Origin of the sequence: Nocardiopsis valliformis DSM 45023 (assembly GCF_000340985.1) — a bacterium.
Lineage (GTDB): Bacteria > Actinomycetota > Actinomycetes > Streptosporangiales > Streptosporangiaceae > Nocardiopsis > Nocardiopsis exhalans.
This window is the reverse complement of record NZ_ANAZ01000021.1, coordinates 22,677-47,290: the sequence shown is the minus strand read 5'-3', so window position 1 is coordinate 47,290 and position 24,614 is coordinate 22,677. Positions and strand designations below refer to the sequence as shown.

General features: G+C 69.7%; 24 protein-coding genes and 1 pseudogene. 6 read left to right on the top strand and 19 right to left on the bottom strand.

The features are described 5' to 3' along the window. Positions 1 to 141 precede the first annotated feature (141 nt). From D457_RS0120330 to groES, 6 genes are all read right to left on the bottom strand, one after another. Positions 142 to 1,026 carry a lytic transglycosylase domain-containing protein gene (locus tag D457_RS0120330; RefSeq protein ID WP_017582512.1) on the bottom strand — a complete coding sequence of 295 codons (885 nt, stop codon included), beginning with the start codon at positions 1,024 to 1,026 and terminating at the stop codon, positions 142 to 144. A 173-nt stretch (positions 1,027 to 1,199) separates the two neighbouring features. Then, complete coding sequence (locus D457_RS0120325) at positions 1,200 to 2,306, bottom strand: GuaB3 family IMP dehydrogenase-related protein (RefSeq protein ID WP_017582511.1); 1,107 nt, start codon at positions 2,304 to 2,306, stop codon at positions 1,200 to 1,202. A gap of 235 nt (positions 2,307 to 2,541) precedes the next feature. Continuing rightward, complete coding sequence (gene guaB, locus D457_RS0120320) at positions 2,542 to 4,032, bottom strand: IMP dehydrogenase (protein ID WP_017582510.1); 1,491 nt, start codon at positions 4,030 to 4,032, stop codon at positions 2,542 to 2,544. A 296-nt stretch (positions 4,033 to 4,328) separates the two neighbouring features. Continuing rightward, complete coding sequence (gene shbA / locus D457_RS0120315; protein ID WP_083926815.1) at positions 4,329 to 4,988, bottom strand: RNA polymerase sigma factor ShbA; 660 nt, start codon at positions 4,986 to 4,988, stop codon at positions 4,329 to 4,331. 218 nt (positions 4,989 to 5,206) lie between these two features. Continuing rightward, entirely contained in the window at positions 5,207 to 6,817 is a 1,611-nt protein-coding gene (groL, locus tag D457_RS0120310) for a chaperonin GroEL (RefSeq protein WP_017582508.1), read from the bottom strand. 118 nt (positions 6,818 to 6,935) lie between these two features. After that, the gene (groES, locus tag D457_RS0120305) at positions 6,936 to 7,244 is read right to left on the bottom strand and encodes a co-chaperone GroES (RefSeq protein ID WP_017582507.1); all 309 of its coding nucleotides are present in this window, start codon (positions 7,242 to 7,244) and stop codon (positions 6,936 to 6,938) included. 226 nt (positions 7,245 to 7,470) lie between these two features. Here groES and D457_RS0120300 point away from each other — a divergent pair, with 226 nt between their 5' ends. After that, complete coding sequence (locus D457_RS0120300) at positions 7,471 to 8,778, top strand: class I SAM-dependent methyltransferase (RefSeq protein WP_017582506.1); 1,308 nt, start codon at positions 7,471 to 7,473, stop codon at positions 8,776 to 8,778. Positions 8,779 to 9,116: 338 nt separating this feature from the next. Next, positions 9,117 to 11,309 carry a hypothetical protein gene (locus tag D457_RS0120295; RefSeq protein WP_017582505.1) on the top strand — a complete coding sequence of 731 codons (2,193 nt, stop codon included), beginning with the start codon at positions 9,117 to 9,119 and terminating at the stop codon, positions 11,307 to 11,309. A 170-nt stretch (positions 11,310 to 11,479) separates the two neighbouring features. Here D457_RS0120295 and D457_RS0120290 read toward each other — a convergent pair whose 3' ends face one another. The 7 genes from D457_RS0120290 to alr all read right to left on the bottom strand — a co-directional run bounded on the left by D457_RS0120290 (position 11,480) and on the right by alr (position 17,499). Beyond that, a complete protein-coding gene (locus D457_RS0120290) occupies positions 11,480 to 12,436 on the bottom strand; it encodes a zinc-binding dehydrogenase (RefSeq protein WP_017582504.1) in 957 nt (318 codons plus the stop codon). A gap of 68 nt (positions 12,437 to 12,504) precedes the next feature. After that, on the bottom strand, positions 12,505 to 13,362 hold the full coding sequence (locus D457_RS0120285; RefSeq protein ID WP_152514300.1) for a hypothetical protein: 858 nt from the start codon (positions 13,360 to 13,362) through the stop codon (positions 12,505 to 12,507). A gap of 144 nt (positions 13,363 to 13,506) precedes the next feature. Next, on the bottom strand, positions 13,507 to 14,538 hold the full coding sequence (gene tsaD / locus D457_RS0120275; protein ID WP_017582503.1) for a tRNA (adenosine(37)-N6)-threonylcarbamoyltransferase complex transferase subunit TsaD: 1,032 nt from the start codon (positions 14,536 to 14,538) through the stop codon (positions 13,507 to 13,509). Further along, a complete protein-coding gene (rimI, locus tag D457_RS0120270) occupies positions 14,535 to 15,038 on the bottom strand; it encodes a ribosomal protein S18-alanine N-acetyltransferase (protein WP_017582502.1) in 504 nt (167 codons plus the stop codon). Before rimI ends, tsaD begins: the two co-directional genes overlap by 4 nt. Next, positions 15,035 to 15,730: a tRNA (adenosine(37)-N6)-threonylcarbamoyltransferase complex dimerization subunit type 1 TsaB gene (tsaB, locus tag D457_RS0120265; protein WP_017582501.1), complete on the bottom strand. Its 696-nt coding sequence runs from the start codon at positions 15,728 to 15,730 to the stop codon at positions 15,035 to 15,037. The genes rimI and tsaB overlap by 4 nt, the downstream gene beginning before the upstream one ends. A 13-nt stretch (positions 15,731 to 15,743) precedes the next feature. Continuing rightward, positions 15,744 to 16,256, bottom strand: coding sequence for a tRNA (adenosine(37)-N6)-threonylcarbamoyltransferase complex ATPase subunit type 1 TsaE (tsaE, locus tag D457_RS0120260; RefSeq protein WP_017582500.1), 513 nt, complete (start codon positions 16,254 to 16,256; stop codon positions 15,744 to 15,746). A gap of 115 nt (positions 16,257 to 16,371) precedes the next feature. Continuing rightward, the gene (gene alr, locus D457_RS0120255; RefSeq protein ID WP_017582499.1) at positions 16,372 to 17,499 is read right to left on the bottom strand and encodes an alanine racemase; all 1,128 of its coding nucleotides are present in this window, start codon (positions 17,497 to 17,499) and stop codon (positions 16,372 to 16,374) included. 90 nt (positions 17,500 to 17,589) lie between these two features. On the opposite strand from alr, the gene D457_RS0120250 reads away from it, so the two are divergent. Then, the gene (locus tag D457_RS0120250) at positions 17,590 to 18,222 is read left to right on the top strand and encodes a DUF6069 family protein (RefSeq protein WP_026116841.1); all 633 of its coding nucleotides are present in this window, start codon (positions 17,590 to 17,592) and stop codon (positions 18,220 to 18,222) included. Between the two features lie 280 nt (positions 18,223 to 18,502). Here the strand turns inward: D457_RS0120250 and D457_RS37170 are convergent. The 4 genes and pseudogenes from D457_RS37170 to D457_RS34950 all read right to left on the bottom strand — a co-directional run. Continuing rightward, positions 18,503 to 18,601 (bottom strand): annotated as a pseudogene (locus tag D457_RS37170) (ATP-binding protein); the annotation flags it as partial. Between the two features lie 13 nt (positions 18,602 to 18,614). Beyond that, positions 18,615 to 19,439, bottom strand: a complete 825-nt coding sequence (locus D457_RS0120245) for a helix-turn-helix domain-containing protein (protein WP_039831602.1) — start codon at positions 19,437 to 19,439, stop codon at positions 18,615 to 18,617. Next, complete coding sequence (locus D457_RS0120240; RefSeq protein WP_026116840.1) at positions 19,423 to 19,950, bottom strand: DUF6879 family protein; 528 nt, start codon at positions 19,948 to 19,950, stop codon at positions 19,423 to 19,425. Before D457_RS0120240 ends, D457_RS0120245 begins: the two co-directional genes overlap by 17 nt. Beyond that, on the bottom strand, positions 19,934 to 20,143 hold the full coding sequence (locus D457_RS34950) for a hypothetical protein (protein ID WP_083926814.1): 210 nt from the start codon (positions 20,141 to 20,143) through the stop codon (positions 19,934 to 19,936). Before D457_RS34950 ends, D457_RS0120240 begins: the two co-directional genes overlap by 17 nt. Before the next feature lie 209 nt (positions 20,144 to 20,352). Between D457_RS34950 and tgmA the strand changes: the two genes are divergently transcribed. The 3 genes from tgmA to tgmC are packed head-to-tail and all read left to right on the top strand — an operon-like array spanning position 20,353 to position 22,896. Beyond that, positions 20,353 to 20,643: a putative ATP-grasp-modified RiPP gene (gene tgmA, locus D457_RS0120235; protein ID WP_051072977.1), complete on the top strand. Its 291-nt coding sequence runs from the start codon at positions 20,353 to 20,355 to the stop codon at positions 20,641 to 20,643. Then, the gene (gene tgmB, locus D457_RS0120230) at positions 20,630 to 21,619 is read left to right on the top strand and encodes an ATP-grasp ribosomal peptide maturase (RefSeq protein ID WP_086002217.1); all 990 of its coding nucleotides are present in this window, start codon (positions 20,630 to 20,632) and stop codon (positions 21,617 to 21,619) included. Before tgmA ends, tgmB begins: the two co-directional genes overlap by 14 nt. After that, positions 21,616 to 22,896, top strand: a complete 1,281-nt coding sequence (gene tgmC, locus D457_RS0120225) for an ATP-grasp peptide maturase system methyltransferase (protein WP_017582493.1) — start codon at positions 21,616 to 21,618, stop codon at positions 22,894 to 22,896. The genes tgmB and tgmC overlap by 4 nt, the downstream gene beginning before the upstream one ends. Before the next feature lie 79 nt (positions 22,897 to 22,975). Here the strand turns inward: tgmC and D457_RS0120220 are convergent, their stop codons facing one another. Further along, positions 22,976 to 23,305 carry a hypothetical protein gene (locus D457_RS0120220; RefSeq protein WP_017582492.1) on the bottom strand — a complete coding sequence of 110 codons (330 nt, stop codon included), beginning with the start codon at positions 23,303 to 23,305 and terminating at the stop codon, positions 22,976 to 22,978. Between the two features lie 17 nt (positions 23,306 to 23,322). Then, a complete protein-coding gene (locus D457_RS0120215; RefSeq protein ID WP_026116836.1) occupies positions 23,323 to 24,552 on the bottom strand; it encodes an ROK family transcriptional regulator in 1,230 nt (409 codons plus the stop codon). Positions 24,553 to 24,614: the final 62 nt, after the last annotated feature.

Genomic DNA, 24,614 nt, shown 5'->3' with positions numbered 1-24,614 from the left:
CCGGGCAGGCCCGGCACGGAGAACGTCTTCACTCGGATGCTGACCGGTATGCGGCGATCGAGCAGCATACGGTACGACCGTGCCCCGGTGCCGTTCCAGGGCAACCGGGGCAGTCGAGGAGATGTTTCCTGATCGCGGCCGTTACGCGGACGCGTCGGCGTAGGCGTGCGCGTAGGCCAGGACGTCGGCGACGTAGGCACCGGAGCGGTTGTACGACAGGATCGCCGCCTCCCAGTCCTGCACCGTGGTCAGGTCGCGGCTGTTCGCGCACAGGTAACGGGCGGCAGAGAGCGCCGCGTCGTCGATGTTGTGCGGGTCCGGGGTGCCGCCCTCCAGGGAGTCGCCCCACCGCTCCCAGGTACTGGGGATGAACTGCATCGGGCCGACCGCCCGGTCCCATTCGGTGTCGCCGTCCAGCTCTCCGCCGTCGGTGTCCGGGATGGCCTGGGTGTTGTTGGTGCCGTCCAGCGGGATGCCGATGATGTCCACGGTGGTGTTGCCGTCCGGGCCGAGCTCGCCGCCCGCGTAGGTGCCGTGGCGGGACTCCACGTAGCCGATACCCGCCAGCGTGGGCCACGACAGCTGGCAACCGGGCTGGTCCGCGTCGACCACCAACTGGGCGCTGGCGTAGCCCTCCAGGGCCCGGCGCGGCACACCGCTGCTCTCGGAGACCTCGTCGAGCCACTCGTCGCTGGGCCGCAGCGCCCCGGCGGGCTGGGAGCGCTCGTCCGCTCCCGCGGCGGCCTCGGCCGGTTCGCTGTCGCCCTCCTGGGCCTGGACCCCGCTCTGCGCGGGCGGGCCGGTGAGCTCGTCGTGCGGCGGGGTGGCGATACTCCCGTCCCCGGGGTCCACGACGGCGGCGCTCGGCGGCTCCCAGCTGTTGAGCGCGCTGGACACCCGCCCGACCAGGACCACGACCCCCGCTGTCACCAGGAGACACACGACCAGGGTCAGGCTGACCGCCATCGCCGGTCCGCGTCGGCGACGCCGACGGTGCCCGGGGGCACCGGACTCGCTGTCACCCATGCAGTCCTCCAAGAGAAAGTCACCGTCGGATCACGGGACAACAAAACACGCCCCATAGTCGCACACCGTCGCCACTCGATCGCACCCCCCTGGGGCAACGAAATCCGGTCCCCGGCAAGGGAAAGGGCGCCCCGGCCGACCGGGACGCCCTCAACTCCGTGCGGTATCCGCTGCTAGCGGTGCGGGTTCACCACGACCTCGACGCGCTGGAACTCCTTCAGGTCCGTGTAACCCGAGGTCGCCATGGTCCGGCGCAGAGCGCCCATGAGGTTCATGGAGCCGTCGCTGGTGGAGGCCGGGCCGTGCAGGATCGACTTCAGGTCGCCGATCGTTCCCACCTCGACCCGCTCGCCGCGCGGCAGCTCGTTGTGGTGGGCCTCGCTGCCCCAGTGGTAGCCGCCACCGGGCGCCTCAGCGGCGCGGGCCAGCGGCGATCCGACCATGACGGCGTCGGCACCACAGGCCAGGGCCTTGGCGATGTCACCGCTGCCGGTCATACCGCCGTCGGCGATGACGTGCACGTAGCGGCCGCCGGACTCGTCGAGGTAGTCGCGGCGGGCCGCGGCGACGTCGCCGATGGCGCTGGCCATCGGGACCGCCACACCCAGCACCGAGCGGGTGGTGTGGCCGGAGCCGCCGCCGAAGCCGACCAGCACACCGGCGGCACCGGTGCGCATCAGGTGCAGGGCCGCGGTGTAGGTGGCGCAGCCGCCGACCACGACGGGGACGTCAAGGTCGTAGATGAACTGCTTGAGGTTGAGCGGCTCGGCCCGCCCGGAGACGTGCTCGGCCGAGACCGTGGTGCCGCGGATGACAAAGATGTCCACCCCGGCGTCCACGACCGCCTTGTGGTACTGGGCGGTGCGCTGCGGCGACAGCCGCGCGGCCGTGACCAGACCAGCGTCGCGGATCTCCTCGATCCGGCGGCCGATCAACTCCTCCTGGATCGGCGCCGCGTAGATCTCCTGCAGACGCTTGGTCGCGGCGACCTTGTCGAGTTCGCGAATCTCCTGGAGCAGCGGCTCCGGGTCCTCGTAGCGGGTCCACAGACCCTCGAGGTCCAGGACGCCGAGGCCGCCCTGCTCACCGACCGCGACGACGGTCTTGGGCGAGGCAACACTGTCCATGGGGCTGACGACCAGGGGCGTCTCGAACCGGTAGGCATCGATCTGCCAGGCGATCGACACCTCCTCCGGGTCGCGAGTCCGTCGCGCGGGCACGATCCCGATCTCGTCGAGTTCGTAGGCACGACGCCCGTTCTTGCCCAGCCCGATCTCCACCTGAGCCAACTCTTCGCTTCCCCTCTGACGTGCGGCGCCGGTCGGTCGACCGGCGCATGACCGCGGACGCGAGTCTATCGGTCCGCGGTCCGGCCGTCGGCGGCGGCGTTAGGCCCCTGCCCCACAGCCCCGGAAGGATTTCGCTCCCCTCCCCGGAGATGATCTTGCTACCAGAAGCGATTTGGGCGCCGAACTTGCCCCTGGTAGCAAGATCATGCGGGGTGGGGCGGTGCGGTCAGCGCGCGTTGTAGTTCGGCGCTTCCACCGTCATCTTGATGTCATGCGGGTGGCTCTCGCGCAGACCGGCGCTGGTGATGCGCATCAGCTGGCCGCGTTCGCGCAGCTCCGGCACGGTGCGGCTGCCCGCGTACCACATGGACTGGTGCAGGCCGCCGACCAGCTGGTGGGCCACGGCGGAGAGCGGGCCGCGGAACGGCACCTGACCCTCGATGCCCTCGGGGACCAGCTTGTCCTCGGAGGACACGTCGGCCTGGGCGTAGCGGTCCTTGGAGAAGGAACGGCCGCGCATCGCACCCAGCGAGCCCATGCCGCGGTAGGCCTTGAACTGCTTGCCGTTGATGAAGATCAGGTCGCCCGGGCTCTCCTCGACACCGGCGAGGAGGCTGCCCAGCATGACGGTGCTGGCACCGGCCACGATGGCCTTGGCGATCTCACCGGAGTACTGGAGGCCGCCGTCGGCGATCAGCGGGACGTCCGCGGCGCCGCAGGCCTTACCGGCCTCGAGGATGGCCGTGATCTGCGGGGCGCCCACACCGGCGACGACGCGGGTGGTGCAGATCGAGCCCGGGCCCACACCGACCTTGACGGCGTCGGCGCCAGCGTCGATGAGCAGCTGGGCCCCGGCGCGGGTGGCGACGTTGCCCGCGACGATGTCCGCGCGGGAGTTGGCCTTGAGCTTGGCGACCATGTCCGCGAGCCCGGCGGAGTGGCCGTGCGCGGTGTCGACGACGATGAAGTCCACCCCGGCGTCGATGAGCTGCTTGGCGCGCTCCTCGGCCTCGGTGCCCACGCCAACCGCGCCGCCGACCACGAGACGGCCGTCGGCGTCCTTGGTGGCGTTGGGGAACTGGTCGCTCTTGATGAAGTCCTTGACGGTGATCAGCCCGCGCAGGCGGTTCTGGCCGTCGACCAAGGGCAGCTTCTCGACCTTGTGGCTGCGCAGCAGTTCGAAGGCCTGCTCGCGGCTGACGCCGACGGGGGCGGTGACCAGGTTCTCGGTGGTCATGACGTCGCGGACGAGCCGGGAGCGGTCGTTCTCGAACCGCATGTCGCGGTTGGTGACGATGCCGACCAGGGAGCCCTGGGCGTTGGTGACCGGGACACCGGAGATGCGGTAGTGGGCGCACAGGCGCTCCACCTCGGCGAGGTCGTCCTCGGGCTTACAGGTGACCGGGTCGGTGACCATTCCGGCCTCGGAGCGCTTCACGAGGTCGATCTGGGCCGCCTGGTCCTCGGCGGAGAGGTTGCGGTGCAGCACGCCGGCGCCGCCCTGGCGGGCCATCGCCACGGCCATGCGGGCCTCGGTGACGGTGTCCATCGCGGCGGAGAGCAGCGGGATGCTGAGGCTGATGTTGCGCGAGAGCTTGGTGGTGGTGTCCACCTCGCCCGGCTGCAGATCCGAGTAGGCCGGTACCAGCAGGACGTCGTCGTAGGTCAGCCCCGGCGGGAGCAGTTTGTCCCCGTAGTCGCTGTAGTCCTGGCTCATGACACAACCTCCGCTGTTCCCGGCAACACCTGCGCGGATCGCCCCCGCGTGTCGTCTCATCCTAGGTTGTCGGCGGCGGCCAGCCCGATGGAATGAGATGTTCGCCCCGTCACCTCGGTCACGAAGCGATCAAGGGGTGACCGGTGGCCCCTCCGAGGCACGCGAACGGGACCGCTCCCACAGGCGTGGGCGCGGTCCGGATCAACCGGAGGGGTCAGCCGGGATAGCGGCAGTAGCCCCGGCGTCGGGGTCGTGCCGGGCACGAGCGGCGCCCCGGGCGGGGGCCGCGGCCGTGCTTATGGGAGGACGCGGTTCGCCAGGGCCACCTTCCGAAGCCGAGCAATAGCTCGGTGCTGGGCAACCCGTACCGCACCTGCCGACATACCAAGGAGATGTCCCGTCTCGTCTGCTGTAAGTCCTGTGATCACCCGCATGACCAGCAGCCTGCGCTGCTGTTCGGGTAGTTCGTCGAGGAGTTCTCTGGCCCGTTGCGCCTCGATCACGCGCACCGCGGACTCCTCGGGGCCTGGGCCGTCGTCCGGAGGTTCGGGCACGGTGTCGGTGGGGACCGTCTCCACCCGACCGGCCACGCGCAAGGTGTCCGCGACCTTGTGCGCGGCGATGCCGAACACGAAGGAGGCGAAGGGCCTGCCCCGGTCCTGGTAGCGGGGGATCGCCGTGAGCAGGGCGATGCACACTTCCTGCGCCACGTCGTCCGAGTAGTGCGCCAGCCCGGAGACCCGGGCCAGGCGGGTACGGCAGTAGCGCACCACCATGGGTCTGACCTCGCGCAGCAGCGAGTCCATGGCCCCGTCGTCGCCCTGGACGGCGAGAGACCCCAGATGGTTCAACCCCGTGTCTCGCGTAGCGGGGTCCGCCTCTTCGCGCCCTCCGGGCGCACCTGGCGTACCTGTCCGCTGCGCGGTAACGCCCCCCCGGGCGCCTGCATCCGTCACGTTACGAATGATGCCCGCTGTTGGGGACCCAACCACTCCAATCAGCAACTACAGAATGGTCACATTTTGGAAAAATAGCCCGAAACCGGTACGTAGGTGCGGGTGTGAAACGGGTCTCTCGTGGTAGTGAGCGGGGGCGGGACGCTCAGGCGCCCCACCCCCGATTCAAGCACTACCGGACCGGAAAACCGGCCGGGCGGCGGTACGAACCGACGTCGCTAGTGCGCGTGGCCGTGACCGTGACCGTCGTCCTCGGTCTCCTCGGGCTTGTCCGCGACCAGCACCTCGGTGGTCAGCAGCATGCCCGCGATGGAGGCGGCGTTCTGGACGGCCGAGCGGGAGACCTTGACCGGGTCGATGATGCCCTCGGCGGTCAGGTCGCCGTAGGCGCCGGTGGCGGCGTTGTAGCCGTGACCGACCTCCATCTCGGAGACGCGGTGCGTGACCACGTAGCCCTCGGCGCCCGCGTTCTCCGCGATCCACCGGGCCGGCTCGACCAGCGCGCGGCGCACGATGGAGACGCCGGTGGCCTCGTCGCCGGTCAGGCCGAGGTCGTCCAGAGCGGTCGAAGCGTGCACCAGGGAGGCGCCGCCACCGGCGACGATGCCCTCCTCGATGGCCGCGCGGGTCGCCGAGATGGCGTCCTCGAGACGGTGCTTCTTCTCCTTGAGCTCGACCTCGGTGGCCGCGCCCACGCTCAGCACAGAGACGCCGCCCGCGAGCTTGGCCAGGCGCTCCTGGAGCTTCTCGCGGTCCCAGTCGGAGTCGCTCGCCTCGATCTCCTTGCGGATCTGGCGAACGCGGTCCTCGACCTCGGACTGCTCGCCGCCGCCGTCGACGACGGTGGTGGTGTCCTTGGTGATGGTGATGCGACGGGCGCTGCCCAGCGCGGACAGGTCCGCGTTCTCCAGGGTCAGGCCGACCTCCTCGGAGATGACCTGGCCGCCGGTCAGCACGGCGATGTCCTGGAGCATGGCCTTGCGGCGCTCACCGAAGCCGGGCGCCTTGACCGCGGCGACGTTGAGGGTGCCACGCATCTTGTTCAGCACCAGCGCGCCCAGGGCGTCGCCCTCGACGTCCTCGGCGATGATCAGCAGCGGCTTCTTGCTCTGCACGATCTGCTCGAGCAGCGGCAGCAGCTCGTTCAGGTTGCCGATCTTGCCCTGGCTGATCAGGATGATGGCGTCCTCGAGGACGGCCTCCTGACGGTCCCCGTCGGTGACGAAGTAGGGCGAGATGTAGCCCTTGTCGAACTGCAGGCCCTCGGTGAAGTCGAGGTCCAGACCGAAGGTCGGGGACTCCTCCACCGTGATGACGCCGTCCTTGCCGACCTTGTCGAAGGCCTCGGCGATCAGGTCGCCGATCTGGGCGTCCTGGGCGGAGTTGGTCGCCACGTAGGCGATGTCCGCGCGCTCCTTGATCGGCACGGCGCGGCTGAGCAGGATCTCGGAGACCTTGGCGGCCGCGGCGTCGATGCCCTTCTTCAGGGACATCGGGGACGCGCCGGCGGCGACGCTGCGGATGCCCTCGCGGACCAGCGCCTGGGCCAGCACGGTGGCGGTGGTGGTGCCGTCACCCGCGGCGTCGTTGGTCTTGGTGGCGACCTCCTTGACCAGCTGCGCGCCCAGGTTCTCGTAGGGCTCGTCCAGCTCGATCTCACGGGCGACGGTCACGCCGTCGTTCGTGATGGTGGGGGCGCCGAACTTCTTGTCGATGACGACGTTGCGGCCGCGCGGGCCAAGCGTCACCTTGACGGCGTCGGCGAGGCGGTTGACGCCCCGCTCGAGGGAACGGCGGGCGTCGTCCTCGAACTCAAGGATCTTCGGCATGTGTGAGTGCTTCCTCTAACGGCTCGGGTCAAAAACGAACATCCCGCCCCGCCCGGCTTCGAGGGCCGACCGGTGCGGGATGTTGATGGCTCTACGCCTGATGGCTCTGGGCCGAGAACTACTTCTCGACGACCGCGAGGAGGTCGCGGGCGGAGAGCACCAGGTACTCCTGGCCGTCGTACTTGACCTCGGTGCCGCCGTACTTGCTGTACAGGACGACGTCACCGACGTTGACGTCGAGGGCAACGCGCTTGCCGTTGTCGTCGAGGCGACCGGGACCCACGGCCAGGATCTCGCCCTCCTGGGGCTTCTCCTTGGCGGTGTCCGGAATGACCAGACCGGAGGCAGTGGTCTGCTCGGCCTCCAGGGTCTTGACCACGACGCGGTCCTCGAGCGGCTTCAGCACGGTCTTGGTGGCGGTCGACACTGTGTGACCTCCCCCTTCAAAGTCTCGGTGTTACTGACGTCAGCCCGTACGAAGGCACGGACCGACTGCGTAAAAGGGGCGACCGCGGCGGCCTGTCGTCGCGGGTGCCAGACCGGCCTCGTCGCGTTTAGCACTCTACCCCCGAGAGTGCCAGAATGGAAATGTGGTGAGGATCCCGGCCACAGGGAGGGCCCACCACTCCGTCGTGCCCACAGCTGGAGGATCCATGCGCGTGCCCGCCTTCTCGGCGCTGCTCACCGACGCGGGGCGGGAGGTCCTCGCGGGGGTGGACCCCGCCGCGGCGGCCAAGAACCCCCTGGCCACCGCCTCCCAGCTGCGCGAGAACCCGAAGGTGGCCGCACTCGACCCCGACCTTCCGGTGTCCGAGCTGGTCCACGCGGTGATGACCCAGGTAAGCCTGCGCGAGCGGGGGCGAGCCAAATTCGGGGAGAACGCCGAGCGAATGTTCTTCACCCCGAACGGCCTGGAGCAGTCGACCCGGCGGACCGTGGCCGAGTACCGCGCGGAGCGGACCGCCCGACACCTGCCCGGCTCTGTTGCCGTGAGCGGCGGTGGCGGCGCGCGTGCGGGGGATCTGTGCTGCGGGATCGGCGCGGACCTGCTAGCGCTGGCCAGACGCGGCGTTTGGGTGGAGGGCGTGGACGCCGACCCGCTGACCGTGGCGGTGGCCCGCGCCAACATCGAGGCGCTGGGGCTGTCCGGGCACGCGCGGGTCCGCGAGGGCGACGTGAACGAGGTAGGGGCGGGCGACTACCCGCTGCTGTTCTGCGATCCGGCCCGACGCGGCGGCCGGGGCCGGGTGTTCGACCCGGCCGCCTACTCGCCGCCGTGGGACGTGGCGACCCGGTTGGCGGAGCGGGCCGAGGCGGCCTGTCTGAAGGCGGCTCCGGGCATCCCGCACGAGGTCCTGTCCCCCGCCGCCTCGGCCGAGTGGATCTCGGTGGACGGCGAGCTGAAGGAGACCGCGCTGTGGTTCGGCACTCTGGGATTCGGGGCCGAGGGGTCCGGCGGCGCGGTGGCGAGGCGGCGCGCGACGGTGTTGCACGAGCGCGCGGGCCTGCTGGCGAGCGAGGGTTCGGTCGCGCACCTGGACGAGGAGCCGGACCTGGGCCCCGCGCCGGTCGCCGCCGCCCGGCGCTACCTGTACGACCCGGACCCGGCCGTGGTCCGCTCCCACCTGGTAGCGGAGGCGGCGGCCCGGGTGGACGGCGCCCTGCTGGACGAGCGCATCGCCTACTTCACCTCGGACCGGGCCGAGCGCTCACCGCTGTGGCGGGTGCTGGAGGTCCTGGAGTTCGCACCGTTCTCCCTGAAGCGGCTACGTGCGGCCGTACGCACACGGAAGGCGGGAACGGTAACGATCAAGAAACGCGGTTCGGCGGTGGACACCGAGAAACTCCGCCGGGAGCTGCGAGCCTCCGGACCGGAATCGGTGACCGTCGTGCTCACCAGGATCGGCGAAAAGCCCTTCTCCCTGCTCTGCCGCGAGGTCGAGGCACCCCGGACGGCCTGAGCGCGACCGCGGGGCGCAGACCGTATCGTTACCTCCCACGCCGATAACTTTCGAGGACCCCTAGGGTCACACCGGGTGATGTCGTTAAACTGGCGCCGCTGAATTCTTTCCCTTCTCATGGGCATCCCCGGAAGGCCGTGCTTGTTTGATCCGCCCCCGCGGTTCGACCAGGCGTCGGCTCACACCCCCTGTGTATACGCATAGTCACACTTCAATCACAGTGGGACACAACTGGCGCGGAACGCCGCCCGCCCGGGGACCATCGAGAACCCGCCCCCTTCCGCGACTCACCGTGCAACGAGGCGGGCGGGAGCGCCAGAACCATAAGGAGCACCTCGGTGGAACAGACCAATCACAACTTCCTCAACGCGGGAGGTCAGGCCGGTGTCTCCGACCGGATGCGTGACCTGCTCTCCCAGGCCGCCCAGGAGCACGTCTCCGAACAGAAGTCCCAGGGCGCCGTCAGCGAGGAGATGCGCCAGCGTCTCGAGGGCATGGAGTGGCTGCTCCGCGAGCTGCGCGAGCGGGAGCTCACCGCCCTCGCCGAGTCGATCACCGCGGTCGACGGCCGGATCGACGACTTCCTCGCCAGGCCGCCGGAGTGGGCCGAAGCCCTCGCCGAGCACATAGAGGTGGTCGGACAGCAGGTCAAGCCGCTGTCGGACATGCCTTCCCTGCGGGCCGACACCCACCGTGTCGCCGGGCACCTGGACACCGCTCTCACCCGCCTGCAGCGGATGGCCGAGACCGGAAACCGGACCGCCGAGCAGATCACCGAGGTCGGCGAGCGCGTCACCGCGCTGGGCGAGACCGTCGGGACCCGCCTGGACGCCCTGGACACGGCCCTGGAGAGCCTCAACGCGAAGACCGAGGCGATCGAGGCCTCGCTGTCCGCCCTGGACACCACCCTGGGCGAGCGCCACGAGGAGCTGTCCACCCTGGTCCGCACCACCCTGACCGAGGGCAAGGACGAGCTGGCCGAGGCGATCGAGCAGAGCCGCGGCACGCTCGAGACCGCGGTCAAGGAGAGCCGGGAGGCCCTCGAGGCCGCGGGACAGGAGAACCGCGAGGCCCTGGAGACCGCCGGGCAGGAGAACCGGGAGGCTCTGGAGACCGCGGTCAAGGAGGGCCGCGAGTCCCTGGAGGCCGCGAGCACCAAGCTCGGCGAGGACGTCACCGCCTCCCTCACCTCCTCCCTCGAAGAGCGCACGGCCGAACTGCGCGGCTTCGTCGAGGAGCGCACCGCGCAGCAGCACGAGACGCTGCTGGCCAAGCTGCAGGAGAACACCGGCGAGCTGGGCGAGCGCACCACGGCCCTGGCCGAGGAACTGGGTACCCTCGCCACGGCCTCCGGTGAGCGCCACGACGCCCTCACCCAGGAGCTGAAGGACCTCGGAAGCACCACCGAGGAGCGCCACGAGGCGCTCACCGGCAAGGTCACCGAGAGCTTCGGCCAGCTGAGCACCCTGGCCGAGGAGAACCACGCGGAGGCCACCGCGGCCGTCGCCGACGTCACCGGTTCGCTCGCCAAGCTGCGGGAGAACCACGACAAGTCCCTGAACGACCTGCGTTCGCACCTGCGCCAGCGCCTGGCCGAGCTCGACGAGCAGATCGAGCTAGGCCGCACCGAGACCCGTGAGCACGCCGAGGCCACCGCCGACGGCCTGCGCGAGTCGGTGACCAAGCGCACCGACGCCCTCGCCGCCCGGATCGCCGAGGACGCCGAGAAGGTCGCCGCGGACCTCGCCGAACTGCGCGCCTTCGTCCAGGAGGACAACGCCAAGCTGGCCGGTGAGGCCGAGGAGCGGCACCAGACGCTGACCGAGGCGCTCACCGACCAGGTCGAGACCCACCGGACCGCGCTGGACGAGCGGCTGGAGCGCCACCGCGAGGGGCTCAACGGCAAGGTGGACAACCACCTGTCGCAGATCACCGGCAAGGTCGACCACGAGCTCGGCCGCCTCACCGACCGGTTCGACTCCTTCGAGGGCCACTTCGAGGGGAGCTTCGAGAGCGTCGAGGGCAAGATCGACCGCGTCGACGGCCGGATCGACGGCCTCAACGGCCGCCTGGACGGGATCGACGGCCGCGTCAACGGCGTCGAGGGCCAGTTCGAGGGCGTCAACGGCCACTTCGAGGGCGTCGACGGCCGGATGGAGGCCATCGACGACCGCCTGGAGGCGCTCAACCAGCGCCTCAACCAGCTGCCGCAGACCATGGAGGTCAGCGAGCTGCACCGCCGCCTCACCGAGCTGGTGGACCGCCCGCTGCTGGACCACTCCGGCAAGCTCGACGAGATCGACTCGCACGTCACCTCGGCGGTCGAGCCGGTCCTGCGCGAGCTGAAGCAGCGCCCGGACCGCCACGAGTTCGAGGAGACCGTCACCGAGGCGGTCGAGAACTCGCACGACGACATCACCAAGCGGTTCTCCTCCCTGGAGGAGACGGTGCTCGCCCTGGCCGAGGCGCTGCTGCGCCCGGGCCGCGAGGGCAAGAAGAAGCGCCGCCGCGACGAGGACGACGACGAGTAACCCGTCGCCGCCCCAGCCGTCAGCGTGAGCCGGAAGGGGCCCGGAGCGGGGTCGGTTCAGTTCGAACCGGTCCCCGCTCCGGGCCCCTTCTTCGGTGTCGGCCGGTTCCGCTGTCCGGCTTGCCCGCACCCGGCGCGGCGGCCGCTGCCGTGGTCATACCGCCACGGGGCTCAGGGCACCAGCACGATCTTGCCGAAGTGCTCCCCGGCAGCCATCACGCGGAAGGCCTCGTGGGCGTCCTTGAGGGGCAGTACCCGGTCGATCCGGGGGCGCAGGCCGGTGCGCACGCACATCTCGGTGAGGGCGGCCAGCTCCTCCTTGGTGCCCATGGTGGAGCCCAGCACCCGCAGCTGCAGGAAGAACACCCGGGTGAGCTCGGCGGGAGAAGCGTCACCGCTGGTCGCACCGCAGGTGATGATGGCGCCGCCCGGCTTGAGCGAGCGGACCGAGTGCTTCCAGGTGGCCTGGCCGACCGAGTCGAAGACCGCGTCCACCCGCTCGGGCAGGCGCTCCCCGGAGGACACAGCCGCGTAGGCGCCCAGCTCCAGGGCCCTGGCGCGCTTGTCCTCGCTCCGGCTGGTGACGTACACCCGGTGGCCGACCCGGGTGGCCAGGGCGATCAGCGCCGCCGAAACCCCTCCCCCGGCGCCCTGCACCAGGACGGTGGAGCCCGGCCGCAGGTCGGTCTTGCCGAAGAGCATGCTGTACGCGGTCAGCCAGGCGGTGGGCAGGCAGGCGGCCTCCTCGAAGGAGAGTTCCGGGGGTTTGGGCAGCAGGTTCTCCCTGGGCACCAGCACCTTCTCCGCGAGGGTCCCGTCGTGGATCTCCGAGAGCAGGGAGAACCGCGGCGAACGGCCCGGCTCGGCGGGTTCGGTCACCACGCCGTGCACGATGACCTCGTTGCCGTCCTCGTCGATCCCGGCGGCGTCCCCGCCCAGGATCATCGGCAGCTTGTCCTGGCCCAGCGCGATGCCGCGCAGGCTCCAGAGGTCGTGGTGGTTGAGGGAGGCGGCCCTGACCCGAACGGTCGTCCAGCCCTCCCGGGGCTCGGGATCGGGCCGTTCACCCGCCTCCAGCCCGGACAGGGGGTCGTCGAACGAGATGCGTGCTGCGGTGATGGCGAACATACCCGCAGCCAACCACAGAAACCGAGTCTCGTTCTAGTGCCTGTATCCCCTTCCTGGCCTGTTCGCGCTCACCGGCCGCCAGGCGGTCGCGGCCCGGACCCGGCTCCCGGTTCCTGGTTCTCCGAGGACTCTTCGTCCCGGGAGAGGCGCGCCTGTGCCAGGTCCCGTTCCGTCTGCTCGTGGATCCGGGCCATGATGTCGTCGACTTCTCGTTCCCGGACGCGGTCCTCCTCCCGGCGGATACGCTCCTGCCGCTCGCGTTCGGCCCGCTCCTCCCGCTCCCTGCGGTCCTCCTCCCGACGAATACGGGCCAGACGCTCGCGCTCCTCCCGTTTCCGTCGGTCCTGTGCCACCGCTCGTCGCCGGCGCAGGACCTGATCTCTGCGGCGTCGATCGAAATAATTGGGGCGACGGCGGATGTTGCTGTTCCTTCTGACGTTGTCGTACACCGTGGCGTAGCCCGCGCTGCCCACGACGAACGGGTAGAAGAACAGCACGACGAGCAGGATCGACCCCATGGCCTGAGGAAACAGCGAGTGCTTGCCGTCACCGAAGTACACGAACGGCTTGCCCTGGGACGTGGTCTCCTCCGGGACGAGGATCCCGCCGACGATCATCTCCCCCTGGACGCACTGCTCCTCATCAAGCTGCCGGGCCGCCACCTCGATCACCGGCCCGCCGGACCAGGCGGTGAACTCACCAAGGCAGCGGTAGTACCTCCGAGACCCGGTGTTGGAGCTCGACACCGACTTGTGGGTGACCTCCATGGTGCCGATGGTGTTGGCGCTGTCCGGCCCCCGGGACAGGTCGGTGTGGACGTTGAGGTAGGAGTTCACGTTCCACGACCAGAGGAAGACGTACGGCGTGAAGACCAACCACATCATCACCAGCGCGGAGAGCGAACTGGTCCGGCGGTTTCTGTTCATCACCGGCGACTTCTCCTCATGAATGTCTGGTTTATGGCGAAGCGTAGCGAAGTGCGTACCTCCCGGATCGGCCGAGTACATACGAAGAGCCCCGCGATCCGCTGCTTGTCCAGCGGTGGTCGCGGGGCTCTTCGATGGCTTCGGTCAGACGGCCAGGGAGGACTCCACCGGCAGGGAGGTGTCCGTGGCCAGGTCCAGGGCCGACGGCGGCAGGCCCGCAGCGACCACCTCGGCGCCCAGGGCGGCGATCATCGCGCCGTTGTCCGTGCACAGGCGGGGGCGCGGAACGCGGAGTTCGATACCCGCCTCCTGGCAGCGCTGCTGGGCCAGGGCACGCAGGGCCGAGTTGGCCGCCACGCCGCCGCTGATCACCAGTGTGCTCACACCGTGCTCCACGCAGGCGTCGACCGCCTTGCGGGTGAGCACGTCCACCACCGACTCCTGGAAGGCGGCGGCGATGTCGGCCACCACCAGCGGGTCGCCGCGGCGTTCGGAGTCCTCGACGTGGCGGGCCACGGCGGTCTTCAGCCCGGAGAAGGAGAAGTCGTAGGTGCCGTCGCCCCACTTGCCGCGCGGGAAGCGGATCGACTTCGGGTTGCCCCGCTGGGCGGCCTGGTCGATGGGCGGGCCGCCCGGGTAGGGCAGTTCCAGCAGCCGCGCGACCTTGTCGTAGGCCTCGCCCGCGGCGTCGTCGACGGTGTCGCCGAGCGAGGTCACGTCGGTGGCCAGGTCGTTGACCAGTAGCAGCGAGGTGTGGCCGCCGGAGACGAGGAGGGCGATCGAGGGCTTGGGCAGCGGCCCGTGCTCCAGCTGGTCCACGGCGACGTGCCCGACCAGGTGGTTGACCCCGTACAGCGGTTTGCCGAGCGCCATCGCGTAGGCCTTGGCGGCGGAGACGCCCACCAAGAGCGCACCGGCCAGGCCGGGTCCGGCAGTGACCGCGACGGCGTCGACGTCCGAAAGCTTCACCCCGGCGTTGTCCAGGGCGCGGCGGACGGTGGGTGTCATGGCCTCCAGGTGGGCGCGGCTGGCCACCTCGGGCACCACTCCGCCGAAGCGCACGTGCTGGTCGACGCTGGAGGCGACCGAGTCGCCGAGCAGCTCACAGCCGCGGACCAGCGCTACACCGGTCTCGTCACAGGACGTCTCAATCCCCAGGATCAACGGCTCACTCATCGCTGCCCCTCCCCTTCTCCATCCGCGACGCGGCGCATGACGATCGCGTCCGCCCCGTTGTAGTAGCCCCGGCGCACGCCGATCGCCTCGAAACCGAAGCGTGTGTAGAGGTCCTGGGCGCGCGGGTTGTCCGAGCGCACCTCCAGGAACATGTGGGTGACTCCGCGAACCTCGGCCTGGGCGAGGAGTTCGGTGAGCAGTGCCCGTCCGATACCCCTGCCCCAGGCAGACTCGGCGACAGCCATGGTCTGCACGTCCCCCTCGGGCGGGACGAACCGCAGCCCGGCGTAGCCGACGATCGAGCCCTCAGCGCCGGAGTCGGATTCGGCCCCGGGTTCGGTCGCCTCGGCCACCACATAGTGGCGGGTGGCGGTCTCGGCGAGCTCGTCGCGGAGCATTTCCTCGCTCCAGGCGTCGAGCGGGAACAGGGCGCGTTCCAGTTCCAGGACGGCCGGGACGTCGTCCCTGGTCATCTGACGCAGGTGCGCCCGCGTGGTCACTTCACCCACTGGCGGACCTTCTTCGGGGCGCCGGGCTCGACCGCGTCGGGGCGGCGCAGGTAGAGCGGGGCGGGTTCGGGCAGCCGCTCACCACGGTGCAGGCGCAGCAGGGCGAGTTCGGCCATGGCGGCCGCGTCCGGGTGGAGCGGCTCGAAGTCCCCGGTGTGGGGACCGGTGTCCGGAGCGGCGCCCAGCAGCTCGGCGTACATCCGGGCGCCGTCGCCGACCAGCGGCAGCCCCTCGGTGTCGATCTCGGCGGGCCGGTCGACGCGGACCTCGCCCACACGGGTGAGGTGGTCGTCGTAGCGCGCCCAGAACACCTCCTTGCGGCGGGCGTCGGTCATCCCCAGGAACGGCTCGGTCCGCTTGGTGGCGAAAGCCAGCGCGTCCAGGGTGGTGACCCCGTGGCAGGGGATGCCCAGGGCGTCGGCGAGGGCGTGCCCGGTGGCCAGGCCGACCCGCAGCCCGGTGTAGGGGCCGGGGCCGATGCCGACCGCGATGTGGTCGAGGTCGCCCAGGGTCAGGCCGGCCTCGTCGAGCAGGCGCTGGATGGTGGGGGTGAGCAGTTCGCCGTGGCGTCGGGCGTCCACCGAACTCGCGGTGGCGCGCAGCGTGAAGGCGCCCTCAGAGGTGGTCTCCCCGATGGCGACGGTGACCGCCGGGGTAGCTGTGTCGAAGGCCAGGAGCAGCACGGGAGTTTTCCGCCTATCCGTTCCCGGCGGCGGTGCCGGGCAGGTCGATGTCGGCCCACCGGGCGCCGACCGGGCGCAGGTGGACGGTGCGGGTGTCGTCGGGGTGGCGTTCGATCCGGATCTCCAGCCGGTCGTCGGAGAGCCCTTCGGCCACTCCTTCGCCCCACTCGACGACGGTGACGGACTCGGGGAGGGTCATGTCCAGGTCGATGTCGTCGATCTCGTCCGGACCGCCCAGCCGGTAGGCGTCCACGTGCACGAGCGAGGGACCGCCGGTCAGGGAGGGGTGGATCCTGGAGATGATGAACGTGGGCGAGGTGACCGATCCGCGCACGCCCAGGCCCTGTCCGAGGCCCTGGGTGAAGGTGGTCTTGCCCGCGCCCAGCGGCCCGGAGAGGATGAGCAGGTCCCCGGGGCGGGAGAGGGCGGCGAGGTCACGGCCCAGAACGCGCATGTCCTCGTCCGTCGCGGCAGTGACCGCGTGGACGCGGGACGCGCCTGTGGTGGTGGCTGTGGTGTCTGTCATCGCACTCGCAAGTCGTCTGTGTTGTGGTCCGGGCGGCGGCTGAGCGCGCCGAAGGTACCTCTTCACCCAGGTTAGGCCGGGTGAAGCGGGTTCGTGACCGATATCGGGGAGAGCGTCAGGCCCCGCCGACGTACTCACGGGGCACTCGGACGCCGATCCGCGTGACGATCTCGTACGGGATGGTGTCCAGGACCTCGGCCCAGTCCTGCGCGGTGGGAACGGCCGGGTACTCGCTCGGGTCGCCGAACAGTACCGCGTACTCCCCCGCCTCCACCGGGTCGTCTCCCACATCCACAACGAACTGGTCCATGCAGACTGTTCCCGCGATGACGCGTGGCGTGCCTCCCAACAGGACGGGGCCCTTGTTGGTGGCGGCCCGGGGGACCCCGTCGGCGTAGCCCAGAGGCACCAGGGCCAGCGTGGTCTCGCTCCGGGTGAAGTACCGGTGCCCGTAGGAGACCCCGCTGCCCGCGGGGACCCGCTTGGTGAGGGCGACCTTCGATTCGAGGGTCATCGCGGGACGCAATCCGGGCACGTCAAAACCGGGAATCGGACAGAGACCGTAACTCGCGATTCCACCGCGGACCAGATCGAACCGCGCTTCGGGAAGGGTCAGCAGCGCGGCCGAGTTGGCGATGTGCCGGACCTCGGGGGTGAGGCCCGCCTTCTCCGCGACCTCCAGCGCCTCGTGGAAGGCGTCCAGCTGGGCCTGGATCGAGGGGTGCCCGGGCTCGTCGGCGCAGGCGAAGTGCGACCACACCCCGCTGACCTTCAGCACCCCTTCCTCCTCGGCGCGCGCGGCGGCCCCGACCACCGACTCCCAGTCGGCCCGGTTGACCCCGCCCCGGTGCAGGCCGGTGTCGGCCTTGAGCTGGACCCGGGCGACCCTGCCCAGCTCACGTGCCTGGGCGACCACCTCGTCCAGGACGGCGCGGTCGCTGATCCCGAGGTCGATGTCGGCCCCGATCGCCTCGCCCACCGGTTCACCGGGCGGGATGATCCAGGACAGCACGGGCACGGTGATCCCGGCCCGGCGCAGCTCCAGCCCCTCCCTGATGAGCGCGGTTCCCAGCCATGTGGCCCCGCCCTCGATGAGGGCGTGCGCGGCGGGCAGCATGCCGTGGCCGTAACCGTCGGCCTTGACCACGCCCATGAGGGGCGTCCCCCCGGCCCGCTCACGGAGCAGCCGGGCGTTGGAGGTGATCGCGTCGAGATTGACCCGCGCGTGCGCGAAAGGAGCCATGCCCACAGTGTTCCACGCGGCGGTTACCTCTGCGGAGCTGCGGGTATGTGGGCTACGACCGAGTTCGAGCCCTATTTTGGGGATATCGGTATGAATGAAAACGGAAGTGAACGAGCCGTCAACGTGACCCGGCTCTGGTCCGGTGGCCTGGCCACGGCGGTTGTCGCCGCACTGGTCATCTTCGCCGGAACGCTGGTGGTCCGAGGGATCTTCGGCGTCCCGGTGCTGGCACCGGAGGAGGCTGGACACCTGGGCGACGCCGGGACGGTCGGTTACGCGCTCCTGGCGGGTGTGGTCGCGCTCCTGGCGACCGCGCTGCTGCACCTGTTGCTGCTGTCCGCGCCCAGAGCGCTCTCGTTCTTCGGCTGGATCGTCGGCCTGGCCACCGCCATCGCGGCGGTGACCCCCTTCACCCAGGGAGCCGAGCTCTCCAGCCAGATGGCCACGGGCCTGATCAACCTGGTCTGCGGTATCGCCATAGCCTCGCTGCTGCGCGGGGTCGGCCGTACCGCGGTGATCAGCCGGGTCCCGGCCACCCCGGACCACCGTCCGGGCCGAGCCCTGCGCCACGAGGGCGTCCTGCCCGACGTCAGCCAGCGGGAGTACGACCCCGCGCGCTACCGCGCGATGGAGGAGGACGCCGAGTACGACGCCGCCGTCGGCCGTGCCCAGGCCCAGAGGGCGGAGGAGGAACGTGCCCGCTACGGCACCCGCGACGACTGACCAGGCACCCGAGAGCACACCAGGGGGCGGGGACCCGAAAGGGACTCCGCCCCCTTCGCGTGCCCGCCCCGGAACAGCTGCCCCCTGAACCCCGACCCCTCTCCGGCCCCTCGCGCTGGGCTTCGGTGCTGTGCATTTGGCGCAGCAATCGCTCCCGGCGCTCCTCGTGGGATTCGGGCGGGGCGGCCAGGGGGCGGTTGGTGCCGGGGCGGGAGAACCGGTGGCCCCGGGGGTGCGGCCAGCCTCTGCCGCACCCCCGGACTCACCTGAGGCGAGCCGGTCACCGGCCAGCCTCCGGAAGGATGAACTCGGCCCAGGTCACGATGCCCAACCCCTGGCAGAACGGGAAGTCCAGCACCGAACGCGTGCCCCACCGGTCGGGGCGCTGGCGTTCATGGAGCCGCCCAAGCCTGGATCTGCTCGCGTGCGGCATTCCCGAACAACGCATGTTCCTCGTAGATCGCGAACAGCTCCCGGTACATCTCCACATCACGGGGATCACGGAAGGCCAGACGACCGGTGAAGATCTCCACCGTGGCCAACCTGTCGTCGTAGACAGTGAAGGTGTTCATCGGCCCCCGAGGAAGTACCGTGCCGAGCGGCAGCACCCCCAGCCGCACGCTCTCCAGACGAGAGACCGCCACCAGATGATCCGCCTGTTCGGCCATCCCCTCAGCAGGAAGGATCGCCCACCGGACAGCCTGCTCGGTCAGCAGGAAGGTGAAGGAACACGAACCATCCCGCAGGACCTCCTGCCGGGCGATCTTCTTGGCCACGGTCCCGGAGACATCACCGGGTGAGTGGGTCAGACTGGCCCGGATGTAAGCCGGGGTCGCCAACAGGCCGGTCACCATCGTCGGCAGGAAGTACCGGGCCTCGGACGCCGAGCTCTCCAAGGACCGAAGCTCGTCCTGTCGAGTCTCCAGCCCTTTTCGCCACAGCTCCCGTTTGCCCTGCCATTCGGTATTGGCCAGCCTCGCCCTGGTGAGCAACAACCCGGCCTGTTCCGGGGTCACCTGGAGCGCGCTGAGTATGCGGTCAAGATCAACCAACGCGGGCGTGAGCCGCCCGGTCTCGATCTTGCTGATCTTGCTCTGGGACATGGCGCAACGCCGGGCCAACCGCTCTCCCGAGAGCCCGGCTGCCCGGCGCAGTTCACGCAGCGTCTGCCCCAGATCTTCGGAGGCCGCCGCGAGTTCTTCAGGTTCTAGCGCCACCCTGCGACTCTACGTAGCTTGAGAACGGAACACTCGCCTCGATCGCGATCCGCTGCCACTCCCGATAGATGGCAGGATCGTCGTCGACCAGTTCGCGGTTGATCTGGGTGCCGTCGGGCCGGTAGTTGAGCCGCACGATCCGGGTCTTGTCGAACATCCAGAAATCGAAGTCCGGAAGACCCAGATCCGTCTCGGTCAGGTCGAGAACACGGATGTCCTCGCCCGCAGCGAGGTTCCCCGGAATTCCCCAGGCGAACTGATAACGCTGATAGTCCGTCAATGGCTGACGAACGATTCGGACCCGGCCAACGCACTTTCCGCCAGCCCGATATCCCTTCACTCGCCCATGCCATCTGGAATTATGGGACTCCGGCTTGGGCTCACCGCGAAGAAACCGGGCGAAGCTGTCGGCCTCTCCCGGCATGGTGTAGGTGGGCTGCACCTCCAACCGCCAGGCCTCCGACTCGAACCGGTCGAAGAGAGTTCTCCAGGCGTCACCATCCAAGAGCACGGAAAGCCTCCTTGAGGACGTGAGGAGGGATCTCGACCAGGGACTCGCCCTGGGGTGGCGTGAATCCCGTGTAGGTGTCGCCCTGGACAACGATGCTTCCGTTGTCCGCCAGGTAGACGTTGGGACAGTCGTCGTCATCACAGACGGGACCGGCACCACCAGTGAGACGAGTCAGGCCAACTTTGGGGGACATGCGCACTCCCGGCATCGCTCGTGAGGGGTCGTCTTACGATAACCACCACGCGATCCGGGCGTCCACTCTTCTCGGGGAAAATTCCCGATTCGGAATAAATCCCTGAGCCTCGGGACTGGAAGTCGAAAGGATTATTCCAGGCCAGGAATCGGGTTTCATTGATAATCTCTCGAGGGATGAAATGGGCGAACCAAAGAAGAAAGGATGCCATGCCCTCGAATGCTCAGCCCTCTCCCGCTCGCTCTCTTCCCCTTGCCCCGTGGGCCCTACGCCTGGTGACCGACCGCCTTCCGCGCACCTGCCCGACCCCGGCCAACACGACCCTGGACCCGGCCACCCAGCTCGCACTGCACACCGGAACCGACGGCACCGTCATCGAACTGGCCAAGCACGGCACCAACCGGACCCGGGGCACCGCCACCATGTCCGGCGGAGGCGACGGCTCCGTGCCCCAGCACCAGAGCCAGGACGACAACACCACCGACTATGACAACGACTGACCCTCTGGGCACCGTGGTCCTGGTGCTGACCTGCCTGGAGGACATCACCGCGGACCTGGTCATCAAGGCGCTCCACGACCGGGGCACCACCGTAGTCCGCCTAGACCCGACCGACCTTGGCCAAGGAGTGTCGTTCGATTCGGTGATCGGCGAGGGCGCCCCCAGCTGGAGCGGGACCCTGCGCACCCCGACCCGCACCATCGAGCTGGACGACATCGACGCCGTCTACTACCGCCGCCCCTCCCCGTGGAGATCGGAGCACCCCGAAGTACAGACAGCCGCGTTCGTCACGACCGAGGCGCGTCACGGGTTCGGCGGGCTGCTCCACAACCTTCCGCACGCCATCTACGTCAACCACCCCTCAGCCGTGGCCCGGGCCGACCGCAAACCCGGCCAGCTCCAGACCGCTGCGCAGATCGGACTCAAGGTCCCGCCCACCCTGGTGACCAACGACCCGAATGCCGCACGCGCCTTCGCTGAGAAGTACGGCAACGTCGTCTACAAGCCGTTCCGTGGCCTCCCCCAGGCCGAGGACGGAACCGCTGGTGCCATCTGGGCCCAGCGCGTGGAGGCAAGCACATTTGACGAATCCCTCTCCGTTACGGCCCACCTATTCCAAGCTGAGGTGGACAAGATCGCCGACGCCCGCGTGACCGTGGTTGGGAACCAGTTCTTCGCCTCTCGTATCACCACCACGGACGGGGTTCTGGACTGGAGACGCGCGGACTGGGACGAGTTGTCGCACGCCCCAGTTGCCGTGCCCGCATCCATCGCCTCCGCGCTCAGGCGCTACCTGGAGGCGTACGGCCTGGCCTTCGGCTGCTTCGACCTCGCCTTGACCGGCCCAGATGAAGACCCTCGGTCATGGGTGTGGCTGGAGTGCAATCCCAACGGCCAGTGGGGTTGGTTGCCTGACTCCGCTGGCATCGCCGAGGCCTTCGCTGATTCTCTGACCACGCAAAGGACACGACCGTGACCGACCCGATCACCCAGGCGGAGGAACTGCGCATCCAGCTGGTACGGGACCTCACCGAGCAGGGATACCTGCCCGACCAGCACTGGCGTAAGGCCTTCGAAGCGGTGCCCCGGCACGTGTTCGTGCCCGGGTTCTACCTGCGCTCCGAAGACCAACCCACCGACCCCGCAGGGGTTCCGGTGTGGGAACCGGTGACTGAGCGGACCGACCCGGAGCGGTGGCTGTCTGCCGCCTACTCCGACCAGACGCTCATCACCCAGTTTGACGGCCAAGAGCCAGACTGGACCAACCCCGAAGTCCGCCACGGGGGTGTGTTCAGCTCTTCTGCCACCCTGCCCTCGCTGGTCGCGACCATGTGGGACGACGCGCAGATCGCTGACGGGCACCGGGTCCTGGAGATCGGCACCGGGACCGGCTACTCCACCGCCGTGCTGTGTGAGCGGGTGGGTTCGGACAACGTGGTGTCGGTGGATGTGGACGGCGACCGCCTGGCCCAGGCTCACCGAGCACTGTCGGAGTGCGGCTACACCCCGAGCCTGGTCGAATCCGATGGACTGTTCGGCTGGCGGCCGGGAGCGCCGTTCGACCGGGTGGTCGCGGCCTGCTCGATGCGCCACATCCCCCAAACACTGCTCAACCAGACCCGAGCGGGCGGCAAGATCCTGGCGACGCTGTCCGGGTGGCTGGGCGGTAACGCGCGGGTCTTACTCACCGTCGACGAACACGGGCACGGCGTGGGCCCGCTGCTGGCCGGGACGATCTCCTTCATGTCCGCACGCCTGCACGCCCCACCCAGGTTCGGTGATCCTCGCCAGTGGGCCCGCATGGTCGAGGACGCTCCGACTCGCTCGGCCGTGTTGGCACCCGAGCGAATCAGCGGCGCAAACCTGGAGAGCTTCTTTCCCCATTTCCTGGCTCAGTGCGCTGTGCCGCACGCCCAGAGCGTGCTTCTGGAAGAAAGCACGCTCCTGGTGGACGTGACCTCCGGCTCAGTGGCGCTGGTCGAACCTTCAAAAGATGACGGCTGGCAGGTGCGCCAGGCCGGGCCGGTGCGTCTGTGGGACCAGATCGAGTCCGCGCTGGAGTCCTACAACAGGGCAGGGCGCCCAGCGCAAGAGAGTTTCCGGGTGAGGGCCGACGATACCGGGCAGTGGGTGGAGCACCCCGAGATGCCCTCGTTCGACCTCGCCCGGTCCCTCGGCCAGCGGATCGCTACCGTGCGGAGGCCCGGCGCGCGGAGTGAGGCAGGTTCCCCTAACGGCACCCGCGACGACTGACCGCACCCGAAAGCACAGAAGGGGGCGGGAACCCGAAAGGGCCACGCCCCCTTCGCGTGCCCCGGTCCCTCCCGGAGGTTCACGGCCGACCGCTCCGCGCCCGTTCGCGGTAAAGGTCACAGAGTCTGACGATCTCCCGCAGGGCGGCGCGCCAGTCCTCGAAGCCCTCGTACTCGGGCTCGTATCCCGGCTGCGCCGCATGCCAGAGGATCCGATCCAGCTGCTCGTGGCCCAGCCCCGACTCCAGGAGCAGGACCGCATCCCGCCTGACCCCCTCCCGCCTGGGGCCGAGCCCGTCCACGCCCTCGAACACCTCCGCCAGACTCTCGCCGTTGATCGTCCAGTCCTGGTGCAGGAAGGTCGCGAAAAACCACTCGATCGAGTCGAGGTCCTCCGGGGACGGCCGCACGGGTTCTCCCAAGGCCGTCAGCCGCCCATGACCAGGGTCTCGACGTGTTCGGGGCTCAGGCAGTGCTCGATGACCATGACGGCCGCGCCGATCACGCCCGCGCTCTCGCCCGCCTTGGACGAGACGATGCTGAGGTTCTCCGTGGCCAGCGGCAGTGACCGCTGGTAGATGATCTCGCGGACCCCCGCGAGCAGGTGGTCACCGGCCTGGGCGAGCGCGCCGCCGATGACGATCACCGACGGGTTGAACATGTTCACCGAGGCCGCCAGGACCTCGCCGATGTCGCGGCCCGCCTGGCGCAGGGCGCGTAGGGCGGGCACGGAGCCGTTGCGGGACAGTTCCACCACGTCGCGGGCGCCCGTGGCCGGGATGCCCTGGGCGGTGAGGGCCTCGGCGAGGGCGTGTCCGCTGGCCACCGCTTCCAGGCAGCCGGTGTTGCCGCAGCGGCAGGGTTTGTCGGCGCCGCTGGGGACGTGGATGTGCCCCATGTCGCCGGCCGCGCCCTGGGCGCCGCGGTAGACGCTGCCCTCGCTGACGATGCCGCAGCCGATGCCGGTGGCGACCTTGACGAAGAGCAGGTGGCTGGCGGTGGGCCAGGCGACGTGGTGTTCGCCGATGGCCATGATGTTGACGTCGTTGTCCACGAGCACGGGCCGGGCGATGCGGCTGTTCACGTAGCCGGAGACGTCGAAGTGGTCCCAGCCGGGCATGATCGGTGGGTTGACCGCGCGCCCCGTGGAGTGCTGGACCGGTCCGGGCAGACCCACTCCGACACCGAGGAGCCCCCGGGTGTCGCGGCCGACGGACTCCAGCAGGGTGCGGCCGTGGTCCACCACCCAATCCAGGACGGGTTCGGGGCCGGTCGCGATGTCGATGTCGGCGCGGTCCTCGGCGAGCACGGTCCCCGACATGTCGGTGAGGGCCAGCCGGGCGTGGGTGGCGCCGAGGTCGGCGGCCAGGACCACGCGGGCGTCGGGCCGGAACGAGAAGGTCGTGGGCGGTCGCCCGCCGGTGGAGACGGCCTCGCCGGCCGGGCCGATCAGGCCGCTGGCCAGGAGCGCGTCCACGCGCTGGGTGACCGTGGAGCGGGCCAGACCGGTGACGGCGGCCAGTTCGGAGCGGGTTCGTGGGCGGCCGTCGCGCAGCAGCCGGAGCAGGGTTCCGGCACCTGGCACGGCTGTGGTGGCCGGGTTTCGCAGGGGCGTCGCCCCCGGTCCGCCTGGGGCCGTCAGCGCGTCTTCCGTCATGGAACCAGTGAAGCACAGGATCTATTGATCGGCCGTCCTTCATCTATTTTGTCCAGATCCGG

Bases quoted from the DNA above. Each gene is read 5' to 3' on its own strand.
- D457_RS0120285 (WP_152514300.1), bottom strand. From the start codon at position 13,362: ATGAACAGAAACCGCCGGACCAGTTCGCTCTCCGCGCTGGTGATGATG.
- D457_RS0120290 (WP_017582504.1), bottom strand. From the start codon at position 12,436: ATGTTCGCCATCACCGCAGCACGCATCTCGTTCGACGACCCCCTGTCC.
- guaB (WP_017582510.1), bottom strand. From the start codon at position 4,032: ATGAGCCAGGACTACAGCGACTACGGGGACAAACTGCTCCCGCCGGGG.
- D457_RS0120300 (WP_017582506.1), top strand. From the start codon at position 7,471: ATGCGCGTGCCCGCCTTCTCGGCGCTGCTCACCGACGCGGGGCGGGAG.
- tsaE (WP_017582500.1), bottom strand. From the start codon at position 16,256: ATGACAGACACCACAGCCACCACCACAGGCGCGTCCCGCGTCCACGCG.
- tgmB (WP_086002217.1), top strand. From the start codon at position 20,630: ATGACAACGACTGACCCTCTGGGCACCGTGGTCCTGGTGCTGACCTGC.
- tsaD (WP_017582503.1), bottom strand. From the start codon at position 14,538: ATGAGTGAGCCGTTGATCCTGGGGATTGAGACGTCCTGTGACGAGACC.
- alr (WP_017582499.1), bottom strand. From the start codon at position 17,499: ATGGCTCCTTTCGCGCACGCGCGGGTCAATCTCGACGCGATCACCTCC.
- D457_RS34950 (WP_083926814.1), bottom strand. From the start codon at position 20,143: ATGTCCCCCAAAGTTGGCCTGACTCGTCTCACTGGTGGTGCCGGTCCC.
- tgmA (WP_051072977.1), top strand. From the start codon at position 20,353: ATGCCCTCGAATGCTCAGCCCTCTCCCGCTCGCTCTCTTCCCCTTGCC.
- D457_RS0120250 (WP_026116841.1), top strand. From the start codon at position 17,590: ATGAATGAAAACGGAAGTGAACGAGCCGTCAACGTGACCCGGCTCTGG.
- D457_RS0120215 (WP_026116836.1), bottom strand. From the start codon at position 24,552: ATGACGGAAGACGCGCTGACGGCCCCAGGCGGACCGGGGGCGACGCCC.
- groL (WP_017582508.1), bottom strand. From the start codon at position 6,817: ATGCCGAAGATCCTTGAGTTCGAGGACGACGCCCGCCGTTCCCTCGAG.
- D457_RS0120330 (WP_017582512.1), bottom strand. From the start codon at position 1,026: ATGGGTGACAGCGAGTCCGGTGCCCCCGGGCACCGTCGGCGTCGCCGA.